At 64.6% G+C, this 15,598-nt stretch carries 17 protein-coding genes; 8 read left to right on the forward strand and 9 right to left on the reverse strand.

Features of this window, described 5'->3' with window-relative positions; genetic code table 11:
- Positions 1-2: 2 nt before the first annotated feature.
- The 3 genes from J2Z17_RS13340 to J2Z17_RS13350 form a co-directional block, all read right to left on the reverse strand.
- The gene (locus J2Z17_RS13340) at positions 3-953 is read right to left on the reverse strand and encodes an aldo/keto reductase (protein WP_209945802.1); all 951 of its coding nucleotides are present in this window, start codon (positions 951-953) and stop codon (positions 3-5) included.
- A gap of 130 nt (positions 954-1,083) precedes the next feature.
- Positions 1,084-2,079 (reverse strand): GlxA family transcriptional regulator, encoded by a 996-nt coding sequence (locus tag J2Z17_RS13345; RefSeq protein ID WP_209945804.1) that lies wholly within the window; start codon positions 2,077-2,079, stop codon positions 1,084-1,086.
- Positions 2,076-2,639 (reverse strand): isochorismatase family protein, encoded by a 564-nt coding sequence (locus tag J2Z17_RS13350; RefSeq protein ID WP_209945806.1) that lies wholly within the window; start codon positions 2,637-2,639, stop codon positions 2,076-2,078. Before J2Z17_RS13350 ends, J2Z17_RS13345 begins: the two co-directional genes overlap by 4 nt.
- A 196-nt stretch (positions 2,640-2,835) precedes the next feature.
- Between J2Z17_RS13350 and J2Z17_RS13355 the strand changes: the two genes are divergently transcribed.
- Both J2Z17_RS13355 and J2Z17_RS13360 read left to right on the forward strand, forming a co-directional pair.
- The gene (locus J2Z17_RS13355) at positions 2,836-3,822 is read left to right on the forward strand and encodes a Gfo/Idh/MocA family protein (protein WP_209945808.1); all 987 of its coding nucleotides are present in this window, start codon (positions 2,836-2,838) and stop codon (positions 3,820-3,822) included.
- Between the two features lie 48 nt (positions 3,823-3,870).
- Positions 3,871-4,473: a nucleotidyltransferase family protein gene (locus J2Z17_RS13360; RefSeq protein WP_209945810.1), complete on the forward strand. Its 603-nt coding sequence runs from the start codon at positions 3,871-3,873 to the stop codon at positions 4,471-4,473.
- A gap of 3 nt (positions 4,474-4,476) precedes the next feature.
- Here J2Z17_RS13360 and J2Z17_RS13365 read toward each other — a convergent pair whose 3' ends face one another.
- Together J2Z17_RS13365 and J2Z17_RS13370 are read right to left on the reverse strand one after the other, a co-directional pair.
- Positions 4,477-4,851, reverse strand: a complete 375-nt coding sequence (locus J2Z17_RS13365) for a GtrA family protein (protein ID WP_209945812.1) — start codon at positions 4,849-4,851, stop codon at positions 4,477-4,479.
- A complete protein-coding gene (locus tag J2Z17_RS13370) occupies positions 4,848-5,861 on the reverse strand; it encodes a glycosyltransferase (protein WP_209945814.1) in 1,014 nt (337 codons plus the stop codon). Before J2Z17_RS13370 ends, J2Z17_RS13365 begins: the two co-directional genes overlap by 4 nt.
- Positions 5,862-5,984: 123 nt before the next feature.
- Here J2Z17_RS13370 and J2Z17_RS13375 point away from each other — a divergent pair, with 123 nt between their 5' ends.
- Positions 5,985-7,823: a hypothetical protein gene (locus J2Z17_RS13375; RefSeq protein WP_209945816.1), complete on the forward strand. Its 1,839-nt coding sequence runs from the start codon at positions 5,985-5,987 to the stop codon at positions 7,821-7,823.
- A gap of 56 nt (positions 7,824-7,879) precedes the next feature.
- On the opposite strand, the gene J2Z17_RS13380 is transcribed toward J2Z17_RS13375, so the two are convergent.
- Together J2Z17_RS13380 and J2Z17_RS13385 are read right to left on the reverse strand one after the other, a co-directional pair.
- Positions 7,880-8,119 (reverse strand): hypothetical protein, encoded by a 240-nt coding sequence (locus J2Z17_RS13380; protein ID WP_209945818.1) that lies wholly within the window; start codon positions 8,117-8,119, stop codon positions 7,880-7,882.
- 106 nt (positions 8,120-8,225) lie between these two features.
- On the reverse strand, positions 8,226-8,489 hold the full coding sequence (locus J2Z17_RS13385; protein ID WP_209945820.1) for a spike base protein, RCAP_Rcc01079 family: 264 nt from the start codon (positions 8,487-8,489) through the stop codon (positions 8,226-8,228).
- Positions 8,490-8,664: 175 nt separating this feature from the next.
- Here J2Z17_RS13385 and xseA point away from each other — a divergent pair, with 175 nt between their 5' ends.
- The 3 genes from xseA to J2Z17_RS13400 all read left to right on the forward strand — a co-directional run bounded on the left by xseA (position 8,665) and on the right by J2Z17_RS13400 (position 11,128).
- Positions 8,665-10,305: an exodeoxyribonuclease VII large subunit gene (gene xseA / locus J2Z17_RS13390; RefSeq protein ID WP_209945822.1), complete on the forward strand. Its 1,641-nt coding sequence runs from the start codon at positions 8,665-8,667 to the stop codon at positions 10,303-10,305.
- Positions 10,306-10,316: 11 nt separating this feature from the next.
- Complete coding sequence (locus J2Z17_RS13395; protein WP_209945825.1) at positions 10,317-10,694, forward strand: SH3 domain-containing protein; 378 nt, start codon at positions 10,317-10,319, stop codon at positions 10,692-10,694.
- An 86-nt stretch (positions 10,695-10,780) separates the two neighbouring features.
- Entirely contained in the window at positions 10,781-11,128 is a 348-nt protein-coding gene (locus tag J2Z17_RS13400; protein ID WP_209945827.1) for a hypothetical protein, read from the forward strand.
- 71 nt (positions 11,129-11,199) lie between these two features.
- Here J2Z17_RS13400 and J2Z17_RS13405 read toward each other — a convergent pair whose 3' ends face one another.
- Positions 11,200-12,450 carry an aminopeptidase gene (locus J2Z17_RS13405; RefSeq protein WP_209945829.1) on the reverse strand — a complete coding sequence of 417 codons (1,251 nt, stop codon included), beginning with the start codon at positions 12,448-12,450 and terminating at the stop codon, positions 11,200-11,202.
- 397 nt (positions 12,451-12,847) lie between these two features.
- Positions 12,848-14,458, reverse strand: coding sequence for a GMC family oxidoreductase (locus J2Z17_RS13410; RefSeq protein ID WP_209946318.1), 1,611 nt, complete (start codon positions 14,456-14,458; stop codon positions 12,848-12,850).
- 257 nt (positions 14,459-14,715) lie between these two features.
- Here J2Z17_RS13410 and J2Z17_RS13415 point away from each other — a divergent pair, with 257 nt between their 5' ends.
- Positions 14,716-15,066, forward strand: coding sequence for an ArsC family reductase (locus tag J2Z17_RS13415; RefSeq protein WP_209946319.1), 351 nt, complete (start codon positions 14,716-14,718; stop codon positions 15,064-15,066).
- Between the two features lie 3 nt (positions 15,067-15,069).
- Complete coding sequence (gene ybaK, locus J2Z17_RS13420; RefSeq protein ID WP_209945831.1) at positions 15,070-15,543, forward strand: Cys-tRNA(Pro) deacylase; 474 nt, start codon at positions 15,070-15,072, stop codon at positions 15,541-15,543.
- Positions 15,544-15,598 lie beyond the last annotated feature (55 nt).

Here is a 15,598-nt window from a genome sequence, read left to right on the forward strand (position 1 = left end):
GGTCAGGCCCCGGCGGCGTTCAGCCGTTCCATCTGGTCCGCGGTCAGGTCCAGCCTGCCGGCGGCGATGATCGCATCGAGCTGGGAAAGGCTGGTGGCCGAGGCGATCGGCGCGGTGATGCCGGGACGGGCCGCGACCCAGGCGATCGCCACGCTTGCGGGCGAAACGCCGGTTTCCTTCGCCACAGTGTCGAGCGCCCCAAGAATGGCGTAGCCCCGGTCATTCAGATAGTCGCCGACCCGGTAACCACGCGAGCTGCCCTTGACGTCTTCGGCCTTGCGATATTTGCCGGTGAGGAAGCCGGCCGCCAGCGCATAATAGCTGATCACGCCGATCTCCTCCGCCTGGCAGAGGTCTGCCAGCGGTCCCTCGAATTTTTCGCGGGTGTAGAGATTGTATTCCGGCTGTATCACGTCATAGCGCGGCAGCCCGCTCTTCGCGGCGGCATCGAGCGAGGCCTTCAGCTGTTCGGCGCTGTAGTTGGAGCAGCCGATGGCGCGGATCTTGCCCTGATCCTTCAGCCTGGAAAGTGCTGCCAGCGTCTCCTCGTGCGGCGTATCGTCGTCGGGAAAATGCGTGAGGTAGAGGTCGATATAGTCGGTCTGCAGCCGCGCCAGCGACTGCTCCACCCCTTCCATGATCCAGCTCGGTTTCAGCCGCTTGTCGTCGCCCATCGAGGGATGGCCGACCTTGGAAACGATCACCGCCTTGTCGCGGGCAACCGAGCCGCGCTTCAGCCAGGCGCCGATCACCGTCTCACTCTCGCCGCCCTTGTGGCCGTCGACCCAGGCGGAATAGACATCCGCCGTGTCGATGGTGTTGAAGCCGGCGTCGAAAAAGCCGTCGAGCAGCTGAAACGAGGTCGCCTCGTCGGCCGTCCAGCCGAAGACGTTGCCGCCGAACACGACGGGGGCAATGGAAAGGCCGCTGCGGCCAAGTGCGCGCATCTGCATCGAAATCTCCCTGGGGTTTGCGGGATCGGTCGCAGACAGCGACCACCTGCAAGTGGATCTAGGGCGAACCTAGCGGCTCGGCGAGGGATCGACCATTCAAATGAATTGATGACAAGGCGGCGCTGGCCGATCAGATGCCGGCGCTACGATAGTGGCTCGGCGGCACGGCATTGTGCTGGCCCCAGACCCGGCGCAGATGGCGCGCCGAGGCAAAGCCGCAGCGTTCGGCGACGCTTTCCATGTCGAGCCGCGACTGGCCGAGAATGTCGCGCGCCAACGTCACCCGCATGAGGTTGATATAGTCGATCACCGACATGCCCGTGTGTTCGCGAAACAGCCGGGACAGATGCCGTGCGCTGACATGGCCGATCGCCGCCAGACGCTCCAGCGACCAGTCCTGCGACGGCATGGCGATGATCGCGTCCTGCACCCGGTGGATCGCCGGATGGATGTGGTTGCGCCCGGAAAGCCACGGCGAAATCTGCGGATCGGCGGCACTGCGGCGCATGTAGACGACCATGGTGCGCGCCACCGAAACCGCGGTCGCGGGCGAGGTGAGGCGCGAGACGAGATGCAGCATCAGATCGGTGCCGGTGGTGATGCCGGCGCTGGAAAGCCGCTCGCCATCCTCGACGAAGAGCCGGTTCTCCTCGACCCGTGCCAGTGGGGCAAGCCGGCGCAGGTCGGCGATACAATCGGCATGGGTGGTGCAGGCATGGTGGTCGAGAAGGCCGGCCTCGGCGGCCAGAAGCGCACCGGAGCAGATGGTTACCAGCGTGATGCCCGGCCGCACGACGGCGCAAAGCCATGCACTGATCTCGCCCCGCAATCGGCGGACATCCGGGTCTGCCAGGCTTTCACCGGCAGACCCGGGCACCAGCACATAGGCGCCTTCGGGCAGGGTGTCGGGCAAAGGTTCAAGGCCGGTCAGTTGCAGGCCGATGGACGTGTCGAGCTGCGGCTTCGGGGCGACGTAGCGATACGCGAACCGAATGTCCTTTTGCGCCGCATTGGCATAGCGCAGAACCTCCACCGGCCCGCCGAGGTCGATCAGCAGCATCCGCGGCGGGATCACCACGAAGACGGGGATGACAAGGGGGCCGGCGAGGGTCTGCACGGGTGTCATGCGGCCTCGTCCTGCCGCATGGCGAGGGCTTCCGCCACGGTGACGATCCGGGCGAAGCGTCCGGAAAGCACCAGTTCGGTGCGCTTGCGAATGTCGGCAGCCGAAAACACCGTGCCGTCGGCATGGGTCATCGGAAAGGTCAGCGTCGCCTCGGTCACATAGTCGACCGCATAGCCCTTGTCGGAGCCGTGCCGTGTCGTCGTCTCGCAGCATTGCTCGGTGCGGATGCCGGAGACGATCAGCTTGCGGATTCCGCGTTCGGTCAGCCACACATCGAGGCCGGTGCCGACGAAGGCGGAATGCCGCGACTTGGTGAAGACGGCGTCAGGCGCGATCCTCAGGCCATCGAGCGTGCGCACATGGCCCGATTCGGTGGAGAAGGGACCATCGCCGTCATTATGGAAGATCTGGATCACCGGGATGCCGCGGGCGACGGCTCCGTCGATCAGCGCCTGCTGCTTGGCGAGGAAGGCGGCGGCTTCATCCGGCTGCCAGTAGTCGCGGTGGCGAAAGGATTGCTGCACGTCGATGACGAGCAGAGCGGTCTGGGTGTAGGACATTTTTCTCAAAGCCTCCTTGTATTGGGATAGCCCAGACTAGGCTTTTCTAGAAGAGAGGAAATGCATGTCCCGGACGAAGAAGGGACATATCCGGCCAAGGTTCTGGGATCAAAGTCTTCCGCTGTGGGGCTGCTCGCATTGCATGGCATCCGGCTTTGCGGCTAAGGTCCGCCCGCAAAAGCCAATGGAGGATCGGATGCTGCGTTTCGGAATTTTATCGACGGCAAAAATCGGGCGCGACGCGGTCGTGCCGGCCATTCAGGACGCCGAAAACGCGGTGGTATCCGCCATTGCCAGCCGTGATCTGGAGCGGGCCCGGGCGATGGCCGATCGCTTCTCGGTGCCGCATGCCTTCGGCTCCTACGAGGAGATGCTGGCCTCGGACACGATCGATGCGGTCTACATCCCGCTGCCGACCTCGCAGCATGTCGAATGGTCGATCAAGGCGGCGGATGCCGGCAAGCATGTGCTCTGCGAGAAGCCGATCGCGCTGAACGCCGGCGAGATCGATGCGCTGATAGCCGCCCGTGACCGCAACACGGTGATCATCTCGGAAGCCTTCATGGTGACCTATGCGCCGGTCTGGCTGAAGGTACGCGCACTTCTGGCAGAGGGCGCGATCGGCCGGCTGCGCCATGTGCAGGGCGCCTTCACCTATTTCAACCGCGACCCGGCCAATATGCGCAATATTCCGGCGCTCGGCGGCGGCGGTCTGCCGGATATCGGTGTCTACCCGACGGTTACCACGCGGTTTGCCACCGCCAAGGAACCGCAGCGCGTCCAGGCGGTTACCGAGCGCGATGCCGAGTTCGGCACCGACATCTATTCGAGCGTCAAGGCGGATTTCGGCGATTTCGAGATGAGCTTCTACGTCTCGACCCAGATGGCCAACCGCCAGCTGATGGTGTTCCACGGCACGGAAGGCTTCATCGAGGTGAAATCGCCGTTCAACGGCGAGCGGTGGGGGGCCGAGGAGGTCGAGCTCGCCAATCAGAACCATGGCCAGTCGCAGATCTTCCGCTTCCCTGGCAGCCGGCAATACAAATGCGAGGCTGAAGCCTTTGCCTCCGCCGTTGCCGGCAAGGATGTCGAGATCTTCACGCTCGAGCAGTCGCGCGCCAACCAGCGCTTCATCGATGCCATCTACCGCGCCAGCAAAAAGGACGGCTGGGAGCCGGTCTGACATATCGGACGATGGACGGAAAACGGCGAATCGTGATGATCTCCAGCGATGGATCACCTTCGTTTCGCCGGTGCCTCGGCTGAGGAGCAGCAGGCTGCATTGATCGCCATGATCCGGTCGCAAGACTGGCTCATGGCGGCGCTGGAAGGCGTCAGCGGCATGGACTGGCCGGATGCCTGGATCGTTGCCGGCGCGATCTACAACATGGCCTGGAATTGCCTGACCGGCCGGCCGGGGGCAAGCGCCGTCAAGGACATCGATATCTTCTATTTCGATGCCGCCGATCTGTCCTACGAGGCAGAAGACCGGATGATCCGCCGGGCAGCAGAGCGGTTCGGCCATCTTCCGGTTCCGGTCGAGCTGCGCAACCAGGCGCGTGTTCACCTCTGGTTTGCCCGCCATTTCGGCTTTAAGATCGAGCCGATCCGCGACAGCCGCGATGCCATATCGCGCTTCTCTTCGGTGGCCTATGCGATTGGGGTCCGGCTCAACGACGAAGGCGAACTAGAGATCTTCGCGCCCTTCGGTCTTGAGGATCTGTTTGCCTTCCGCATCCGCCCCAACCGCTATTATGACAATCGCGATACCCATGCCGCGAAGGCCGCCCGTGCAAAGGCGGTCTGGCCCGAACTCACGGTCGATCCCTGGTAGGGATCAGCGGCGGAAGACGAAGCGGGAATAGCCGAAGAAGCTGAACAGCATGGCGCTTGCCGACGACAGGACCATGGCCGCCAAGGGATTGACCTCGGGATAGGTAAACACGACGCCTGCATAGATCAGGTAATTGACCAGCGACGAAGTCAGGCCGACGGAACCGTAACGAAACCCTTCGCGGATGAGCGAATGCCGCGAGGCGCCGAAGGTGAAGCGACGGTTGAGCTGCCAGGTGGCGCAGACCGCGAAGGCGATCGCGATGGCGCGCGAGACGTAAGGTCCGAGCGGAGTGAAATGCAGCAGGATCGCCAGGGTGCCGGCATCGACGATGAAGCCGACACCGCCGACGAGACTGAAACGAAGCAGTCGTTTCATGCGGCACTCTTCTTCCGCAGGCGAGGCTGTACCGGTGCGGCGACCGCCGGTTGCGGGGCCTTTGCCTCTTCGCGCCGCAGCGCCGGCAGGCTCATATAGCGAATGCGCAACTGATCGACCCGCGAGCGGGCGACGGAATCGAGGATGATGCCGGCGGTGAAGAACAGCAGGCCGATCATCATCAGGGTCATCGAGAAGACCCAGGTCGGCAGCCGGTCGACGAGACCGGTGAGGAAATAGGTATAGAGCACCGGCGCCATCAGGGTGAGGCTGGCGGCCACCAGGCCCGATGCGAAGATGCCGAAAAACGCAAACGGCCGCGTTTCCTTCATCAGCATGGCGAACATCCAGAGGATCCTGAGACCGTCGCCATAGGTGGAGAGCTTGGAATGCGACCCCTCGGGCCGCCGGCCATAGTCGAGTTCGATCTCGGCCACCGGCAGCTTCAGGTTCGAGGCATGGACGGACATTTCCGTCTCGATCTCGAAGCCGTGCGAGACCGCCGGGAAGCTCTTGACGAAGCGGTGGGAGAAGGCCCGGTAGCCAGAAAAGATGTCGGTGAAGTCATTGCCGAAGGTCGAGCGATAAAGGCGGTTGAACAGCCGGTTGCCGAAGGCATGGCCATTGCGGCCGGCATCGTCATGGACGCCGCGGCGGGTGCCGACCACCATGTCGGCTCGTTCGCCGACCAGCGTGCGGATCAGCTCTTCGGCGTCCTCGGCCCGGTAGGTGCCGTCGCCGTCTGCCATGATATAGATGTCGGCGTCGATATCGGAAAACATGCGGCGCACCACATGGCCCTTGCCCTGTCGCCGCTCGCGAAACACCGTGGCGCCGGCCAGCATGGCCTTCAGCGCGGTGCCGTCGGTCGAATTGTTGTCATAGACATAGATGGCCGCCTCGGGCAGCGTCCGGCGGAAATCGGCAACGACCTCGCCGATCGTCGTCGCCTCGTTGTAGCAGGGCAGAAGAACCGCGACCTGCTGCTGTTGTCTGTCGGTGTCGCCCATGGCCCCTGACCTTACGCAATACTTGCCCTGCCGCTCAAAGACTGCGGCGTCGGGCTTTACTATTTCTTGATTAGGTTAAGGCTAGGTTTCGCTCGTCCAACAGAGGGAGCATGAAACGCAGACATGGGTGTGGCAGGCATCACGACGGCCGGGACGAACCGGGCAGGGCTGGATCGCGGCAGCCTTTGGGATCGTTTCGCAGTCTCGCTGGCGCTTTATTGCGCCCTTGCCGTCATCCTCATCCTGGCGACCACCCTGCCGTTTGCGACCGATTATATCGGTGGCGACAACGACGACACCATGCGGCTGGTCGAGGTGCGCGATTTTCTCGGCGGACAGGGCTGGTTCGACCTGATGCAATACCGGTTGGGGCTCGGCGATGGCACGCTGATGCATTGGTCGCGACTGATCGACCTGCCGATCGCATCCCTGATCCGCTTCTTCGCTCTATTTGCCGGACCGGAACGGGCCGAGGCGCTTGCGGCGGCGGCCTGGCCGCTGTTGCTGACCCTGCCGCTGCTGGCAGCGCTCGGGCTCGGCGCCCGCAGGCTGGGCGGCACGGTCGCCATGCACGTTGCCTTTGCGCTCGGCGTGCTTTTCCTCGTCACCACGAACCGTTTTCTACCCGGCGCGCTGGACCACCACAATGTCCAGCTGACGCTGGTGGCCTGGATGGCGGCCATGCTGATCGACGCGCGCATGCGCGCCTCCAGCCTTGCCGTGGCCGGTTTCTGTGCCGCACTGGCGATCGCCATCGGGGCGGAGACGACGCCGCTGGTGGCCATCGTCTGCTTGATCGTCGCGATCAGCTGGCTTCTGGTCGGGCAGGCCTATCGCCGGGCAGCGGCTGCCTACGGCCTGTCGCTGGCACTGTTCATTTCGCTGTTCTTCTTTGCAACCGTGCCGCCGCATCTCTACGGCGCCCGGACCTGCGACAACCTGTCGATCTCCTATTACGGGCTCGCCTCGATCGGTGGCCTGCTGCTGGCCGTGTCGGCGCTGGCCTTTTCCGGACGATCCCTTGCCGTGCGGGCCGGCCTGCTGGCGGTCGATGGCCTGATTGCCGGCGCTGCGGTCCTCATTCTTGCGCCGCATTGCCTGCAGGGACCGCTTGCCGATCTCGACCCGATGCTGGTGAAATTCTGGCTGAGCCATGTCAGCGAGGCCTATTCCGCGCTCGAGGAACTGAAGCTCGATCCCGGCAAGTTCGGCGGCTTCTATGCCGTCGGGCTTTTCGGCCTGTCGGTCTGCCTGTTCCGTGCCCTGAAGGGCGACCGGGCCTTCCAGCACTGGACATTGTTCGCCATGATCCTGGTTGCCTGGGGTGTGGCCTTGATCCAGGTGCGCGGTGCGGTGTTCTCCGACATGCTGGCCATCCCGCCGCTGGCCTTCCTGATCGCCGAGCTGCGCGATATTTCGCGGCGCGAGCCGGAGAACCCGAGCAAGAGCTTTGCTTTCGCGGTCAGTGTGCTGATGGCGGTGTCCAGTGTGTGGGGATTTGCCGGCATGCTGTTGACCAATGGCACGGCCGAGGTCACCGAAAGCTTCGCCAATACGGTCAGCGCCTCCGAGGATTGCCGCTCGGGCAGCGCCATGCGGCAACTGGCGGGCCTGAAGGCCGCAACCGTCGCAGCGCCGGTCGACAGCGGCGCGCAGATCCTGCGCTTTACCCATCACCGGGTGATCGCCGGCCCCTATCACCGCGATCAGGGCGGCATGCTGACCGAACTGCATATCGGGCTTGCCCCGCCGAGCGAGGCGCCGGCGTTTCTGCGCGGCGCCGATATCGGCATCGTCGCATTCTGCCCTTCGGACTACCAGACGCAATTCCTGATCGACAGCAAGCCGGACGGTCTGTTCGCCGCGTTGAAGCGTGGCGATGTGCCGCCTTATCTGGTGCCTTTGCCGAAGGATCCTCAATCGGGCTTCCAGCTTTACCGGGTGGCGCTTGGCAAGAATTGAGCGGTCATCGTCGGCCTGTGCCGCCGAGGGCGCCGTTGCGTGACGGACCGCGGGGATCAGGAGGCGTCGTTCTGCCGGCGACGGAGCAGCAGCAGACCGAGCGCGACGCATTCGATCAGGCCGGCATTGTAGCCGGCGATGGCCAGGACGAGCGAGAGGATCGGCGGCATTGCCGGCGATATCAGGGCCGCGAGCGCAAAGGTCGCGACGATCAGGAAGGCGGCAACAGCAATCGCCGTCACCGAGCGCATCAGGCTCGCTGCGATACCGATCGTCATTGCCGTTACAAAAATCATGGTGCTGAATATCCGCTTCGGAGCGCTTCGATAGCTGACGATATAAGGGCTGCGCTAATAAAAGGTTTCATCGCCGTGCCCCGTAGTGGAACACGACGATGGTTTTTCAGACGAGACCGAGAATGTCGCCGGCGGTCGTTCCGGTCGAGAACACCTTCTGCACGCGGACCGGCAGGATGCTGCCGGCCGGCACTGCCTTGAAGGTGATGTCGGCCCCGGCAATGGTGGTGACCGCGAGATCGCCGCCCTGGCCGACATAGAGGCCGCGGGTCGCCTCGCTCAGCGTGTCGTCGTCCTGCGGAACGATGGCAAAGCCGAAAGAGGCCGGGCCGCTCAAGGACGCGTTGGAACCGGAAAATCGATCATGCATGGCAATTGCTCCTGTTGTTCGAAACGCTGCCATTATCCGCCTGTCGAAACGCATGCGGAAAACGAAGTCGCCAATTATGAACAGGCCGACGATCAGCGAAGGGCTGTGGCTCTCTGCTGGGGACCGGCGATTGCTTGCGGCTGAACTTGACGGCGATTTGCGCTAGGAATGAGGCATGGCCGATTTCTTCAGCGATGATTCGCGATCCAACGTCACAGAGTTTTCCGTCTCCGAGCTGTCCGGTTCGATCAAGCGGACGGTCGAGAACGCCTTCGATCACGTGCGGGTGCGCGGCGAGATTTCCGGCTATCGCGGTCCGCATTCCTCGGGCCACGCCTATTTTTCGCTGAAGGACGACAAGGCGCGGATCGACGCGGTGATCTGGCGCGGCAGCTTTTCCAAGCTGAAGCATCGCCCGGAAGAGGGGATGGAAGTCATCGCCACCGGCCGCATCACCACCTTCCCGGGATCCTCGAAATATCAGATCGTCATCGAGACGATGGAGCCGGCCGGTGCCGGCGCGCTGATGGCGCTGATCGAGGAGCGCAAGCGGAAGCTCGGCGCGGAAGGCCTGTTTGATCCGGGGCGCAAGCGGCCGCTGCCCTTCATGCCGAACGTGATCGGCGTGGTGACCTCGCCGACCGGCGCCGTCATCCGCGACATTCTTCACCGGATTACCGATCGCTTTCCCGTCCATGTCATCGTCTGGCCGGTGAAGGTTCAGGGCGAAGGCTCCGGCGAGGAAGTCGCGCGCGCGATCCACGGCTTCAATGCGATGCAGCCGGGTGGCGCGATTGGAAGGCCCGACGTGCTGATCGTCGCGCGCGGCGGCGGCAGTCTGGAGGACCTCTGGAGCTTCAACGACGAGAGCGTCGTGCGTGCGGCGGCCGAAAGCGCGATACCGCTGATCTCCGCCGTCGGCCACGAGACCGACTGGACGCTGATCGATCTGGCGGCCGACATGCGCGCCCCGACGCCGACCGGAGCCGCCGAAATGGCGGTGCCGGTGCGGGCCGAACTGGAAGCGCAGCTCGCCAACCTGTCGGCCCGGCTTGCCGGTGCCTCGTCGCGCCAGATGGAGCTGCGCCGGCAGAATGTGCGCGCCCTTGCCCGCGCGCTGCCGTCGCTCGACCAGTTGCTGGCGCTGCCGAGGCGTCGTTTCGACGAGGCTGCAGGCGGGCTTGGCCGCAGCCTGGAATTCAACACGGTCAGCAAGCGCGGCGCGTTCGAACGCGCGGCCTCGCGTCTGTCGCCCGACATCCTGGCGCGGCGGCTTTCCGACTGGAGGAACCGGGTCAGCGAGCGGGCGACGCTTGCCGAGCGGATCGTCGAGCGGCTGATCGACCGACAGCGGGCAAGGCTCGACCGCTTCGATGCGACCCTGTCGGCCGTGCCGGGGCGGCTGACAGCCCAGACCGGCCGCGCCCGCGACCGGCTGGAGACCTTCGGCCGGCGTGCCGACAGCGCCGTTGTCAACGATCTCAGGCGCCTGCGCTCCGGCCTCAGCGCCCATGAGCGCATGCTGCAGTCGCTGTCCTACAAGAACGTGCTGAAGCGCGGCTATGCGGTGATCCGCGACGAGGCCGACATGCCGGTCTCGCGCGGGGCGATGCTGGACCATGGCCAGCGGGTGGCGATCGAATTTGCCGATGGCCGTGTCAGCGCCGTGACCGGCGAGGGCGTCGCGCCACCACCGCCTGCCGATGGCAGCGCTTCGCAAACCCGGTCTGCATCCGCAAAGCCGCGTCCGAAGACGGCAAAGCCCGGAAAGCAGGCGCCTGCGCCCCCCGCACCGGTGCAGGGCGACCTGTTCTAGGGCAAAGCGGCATGGTCGAGCAGGCTCCCCGTCGCTACAGGGTGATCGAGACATGGGACGTCAGCTATCCCGACCCGATTGCGCTTGCGATCGGCGACCGCGTCTCGCTGACCGGCCGCGAAGATTTGTGGGACGGCCATCGCTGGCTCTGGGCGCGCGGTCCATCCGGCAAGGAGGGCTGGATACCCGACGCCGTTCTGGTCGATAGTGCCGGCAGTTTCAGGGCAAGCCGGGCCTTCAACGCGCAGGAACTGGGTTGCCGTCCGGGCATGGTGCTGGACGGGCTGGAAGCGCTGCATGGCTGGGTCTGGTGCCGCAACGCCGACGGCGCCTGCGGATGGGTCCCGCGCCGCAATCTCGCGGCCATGCCATCTTCGCCATCCTCCTGACATCAAGGGCGATCAAATGGCGGTGAACGATGGAACCGGCGGCCGTGGCTCGCGCGTTCCCTCATTACGTTTCAAGGAGACCTTCCATGCTGAAAATATTCGCTGTTGCCGCCACTGCCGTCGTTGCCACCCTGACTGTTGCCTGCCTTCCCGCCAAGGCGGATCAATCGGTCGCCTCGCAGGTCGTCTTCGGCAAGATCTACAATGACGGCGTCACGGCGATCCATGTCCTCGGTCCGAACCGCCGCACCCTTGCCGGCATGCTGCCGCTGTCGGTGACGGTTGCCACGCCCGCCAGCAAGCGTCGCGAGCAGGCGGAGGCGTCTGCCGATCCCCGTGTGATGGATGCGCTCGCTGCCCGCCATATCGAGCTGCAGAACGTGATCGAAGTGCAGACCGCCGCCAATGGCGGCAAGATCATCTATTATCGCTGACTTTGCTGCGCAGCGCTCAGCCTTGCAGAGCCCCGGCCTGACCGGGGCCCTTTTGCGTCAGCGAGGCGGCGTCAGGTCCATTCGCCCTTGCGCATCACCGGCACGGTCGATCCGTCAACCCGCACACCGTCGATATCGACCTTGTCGGAGCCGATCATCCAGTCGATATGGATCAGCGAGGCATTGCCGCCCTGGGCGGTGATCTGGTCCTGGGTCAGCGTCGCGCCGTCCAGGAAGCACTTCGAATAGCACTGCCCGAGCGCGATATGGCAGGAGGCGTTCTCGTCGAACAGGGTGTTGTAGAACAGCACGCCCGATGCCGAGATCGGCGAGGAATGCGGCACCAGCGCCACTTCGCCAAGACGCCGCGCGCCCTCATCGGTATCGAGCACCTTCAACAGCACTTCCTCGCCCTTCGAGGCATGGGCCTCGACGATCCGGCCCGCTTCGAAACGGACCTGGATGTCGTCGATCAGCGTGCCCTGATGCGACAGCGGCTTGGTCGACGACACCGTGCCCTCGACCTTCAGCGCGTGCGGCGTGGTAAACACCTCCTCGGTCGGAATGTTCGGGTTGCAGGTCACGCCGTTCTTGGCGGTGGAGGCGCCACCATGCCATTCGTGGCCATCCGCCAGGCCGACAGTCAGGTCTGTGCCGGGACCGGTGAAGTGGAGGGCGGAAAAGCGCTCGCCGTTCAGCCAGGTCGAGCGCTTTTTCAACTCGCCGTTATGCTGGCCCCAAGCCGCGACCGGGTCGTCCAGGTCGACGCGCGAGGCGGCAAAGATCGCCTCTGCCAGCTTCCTGACCGCCTCGTCGAGCGGCAGGTCGGGAAACACCTGCGCCGCCCAGGCCGGGTTCGGATAGGAGACGATGTTCCAGTTGATGTCGAAATTGGCGATCTTTTCGAGCGCCGGCTTGTAGGCCATGGAATTGGCCTTGTTGGCCCGAGCGACCTTGGCAGGATCCTGCGCTGCCAGCATCATCGGATTGTCGCCGGCGATCGCGAGCCGCGCCGCGCCGTTCTCATAGGCTTTCGCCATGCCCTCGTAGAGCCAGGCGGCCGCCTTGTCGAAGCTCTGGTCGGAGGCGTATTCGTAGCGGGCAAGAGTGGTCTCTTCATCGGAATAAAAGGTCGAGACGATCCCGGCGCCGGCCTTGTAGGCATGTTTGGTGATCGCCCGCACCAGCGGCAGGGAAGCCAGCGGCGCGGTGATGACCAGATCCTGGCCCTGCTGCAGCCCGAGGCCGACCTTGACGGCCACCGCCGCCAGCTTGTCGAGCTTTACGGGATCGATGGAAGCGGAAAAATCGGGAAGGGTCATGAGGCATCCTGCTGTGGTGATCGGTAGGCTTCAGACTTAGTGCCGTTTGCCGGCAAATTGAAGGGCGGGATTTGTCGATGACTTCGGGTATTGCGTCTTGCGATCCGATACACGAGGTGCCCGGTGCACCCCCCTCTGCCCTGCCGGGCATCTCCCCCTCAAGGGGGGAGATCACTCGTGGCGCGCGACCGCATCTCTCCGGCTGTCAGAATGCTGAAAGCGACTGAAGCCCGTTGCATGTCATGGTACGCGGGCCAATCTGGAGCGCGCTTGCACGGCTGGCTGATCTCCCCCCTTGAGGGGGAGATGCCCGGCAGGGCAGAGGGGGGTGTCCCGAGGCATAAACCACGACAGTTTGGCTCGATAATTCCAGCCGATCCGGCCAGCCGACTCCCGCTTACCTGTTATCTTCCAGCATCATCGCTGACGCTTTTTCGGCAATCATCACGGTCGGCGAATTGGTGTTGCCGGAGGTAATCGTCGGCATGATCGAGGCGTCGGCGATCCGCAGCCCTTTGAGACCGCGCAGCCGCAGCCGGGGATCGACGACGCTCTGCTCGTCGGCGCCCATGCGGCAGGTGCCGACGGGGTGGAAGATCGTCGTGCCGATCTCGCCGGCGGCCCGTTCCAGGTCGGCATCGGTCTGATAGCCGGGGCCGGGCTTGAACTCCTCCGGGTGAAAGCGGGCGAAGGAGGGCTGGGCGGCGATGCGGCGGGCGATGCGGATCGCCTTGACCGACACGTCGCGGTCCGCCGGCGCCGACAGATAATGCGGCGAGATCGCCGGCTGGGCGGAAAAATCGGGGGATTTCAGATGCACGCAGCCGCGGCTTTCCGGCCGCAGATTGCACACGCTCGCGGTGATCGCCGGGAAGGGATGGACCGGATCGCCGAATTTCTCCAGCGACACCGGCTGGACGTGAAACTGCAGGTCGGCCGTCTCCTTTTCCGGGCCGGAGCGGGTGAAGATGCCGAGCTGGCTCGGCGCCATCGCCATCGGGCCGGAGCGCCTCAGCGCGTATTCGAGTCCGATCGCCGCCTTTCCGAGCAGACGCGAGGCCTTCTCGTTCAGCGTCGGGACGCCGGTCACCTTGAAGGCGAGACGTAGCTGCAGATGGTCCTGCAGGTTCTCGCCGACATTTGCCATTTCATGCCGGACCGGTACGCCGGCCGCCTGCAGCGCGGAGCCGCGGCCGATACCGGAGAGTTCAAGGATATGCGGCGAGCCGATCGCGCCGGCCGACAGCACGGTCTCGACCGTCGCCGTGAAGCGTTTCGTCACGCTGTCATGGCGAACCTCGACACCGGTCACCGTACCGTCCTCGACGGTCAGGCGTTCGACCTGCGCCTTCGTCAGCACGGTGAGGTTCGCCCGCTTCATCGCCGGGCGAAGGAAGGCGCGCACCGCGCTCCAGCGCAAGCCGGATCGCTGGTTGACGTCGAAATAGCCGGACCCCTCGTTGTCGCCGCGATTGAAATCAGCGGTCTTCGGAATGCCCGCCTCTTCCGCTGCCTGCTGGAAGGCATCGAGCACCGCCCAGCGGACGCGGGCGGTTTCCACCCGCCATTCGCCGCCGCTGCCGTGGTGTTCGTCGGTGCCGCGATAGAAATCCTCCGACCGGCGGAAGGCCGGCAGCACCTCGTCCCAGCCCCAGCCGGTGCAGCCCATTTGGCGCCACTGGTCATAGTCCCGCGCCTGGCCGCGCATATAGATCATGCCGTTGATCGAGGAGCAGCCGCCCAGCACCTTGCCGCGCGGATAGTTGAGCGCGCGGCCGTTGAGACCGGGCTCCTTCTCGGTGGTGAAGCACCAGTCGGTGCGCGGATTGTTGATGCAGTAGAGATAGCCGACGGGAATATGGATCCAGTGATAATTGTCGTTGCCGCCGGCCTCCAAGAGCAGAACCCGGGTGTTGGGGTCGGCCGACAGCCGGTTTGCCAGAACGCAACCGGCCGTGCCGGCGCCGATGACGATGTAGTGAAAGCTGGTCTCCGCCGCATTGCGCATTGTCATGGGGCTGCAGCCCCGAACCTGGTCCGGTGCATAGGATGCATGTCGTCTCCTCCCGTTGCGACCGGTCCTCCAACCGGCATGTGGTCGCGAAGATGACGGCAAATCCGACGCAGGGCAATGGGTGTGAGGCAAAGGGGTAAGGGCAAGAGGAGAGCCTGCGCACCAAAGGCCGCGGTGGCCGGCTGCTGACCTTGTCTCGCCAGGAGGCTGTGCTAGATCTTCGCGCGAAGAGAGCAAAGGAAAACGATCCGATCATGCTGACCATCCATGGCATCAAGACCTCCGACACGATGAAGAGGGCGAGGACCTGGCTCGACGATCATGGCATCGCCTACGTCTTTCACGACTACAAGGTGAGCGGCATCGATCGCCAGAGCCTGGAGCGCTGGTGCGCGGCCAAGGGGTGGGACACGGTGCTGAACCGCGCCGGCACCACGTTCCGCAAGCTCGACGAGGCGGCGAAGTCCGGCCTCGATCAGGACAAGGCGATCGCGCTGATGCTGGAGCAGCCGTCGATGATCAAGCGCCCGATGCTGGAAGGCGAGGGCGTGCTGGTCGTCGGCTTCAAGCCGGAGATCTATGCCGCCGAGCTAAAGGCCTGAGCCATGGCAAGGACGACGCGGGCGACGCAGTTTCTCGAAAGGTCGGGCGTCGCCTTCGAAACGGCGACCTATGACTATGATCCGAATGCCGACCGCATCGGCCTGCAGGCGGCAGAGGCGATCGGCGAAGCGCCGCGCCGCGTGCTGAAGACGCTGATGGCGGTGCTCGACGGCAAGCCGGTCTGCGTCATCGTGCCCTCCGACCGGGAGGTCAGCATGAAGAAGCTGGCCGCCGCCTTCGGTGGCAAGCATGCGGCGATGATGAAGCCGGCGGAAGCGGAGAAGACGACCGGCTATGTGGTCGGCGGCATCAGCCCGTTCGGCCAGAAGAAGCAGGTGCCGACGGCGATCGAGATCGCGGCGCTCGACGAGGCTCTGGTCTACATCAACGGCGGCCAGCGCGGGCTGCAGGTGCGGCTGTCGCCGGTGGATGCGCGGGATGCGGTGAAGGCGATCGCGGCGTCACTGGTGGCGTGATCGGCGCGGGGTAGAGAGGGTTTGCTCTGCGCCTTGCTTTGTCATCACCAGCTAG

It is taken from the genome of Heterorhizobium halophytocola (assembly GCF_017873095.1).
Taxonomy (GTDB): Bacteria; Pseudomonadota; Alphaproteobacteria; order Rhizobiales; family Rhizobiaceae; genus Allorhizobium; species Allorhizobium halophytocola.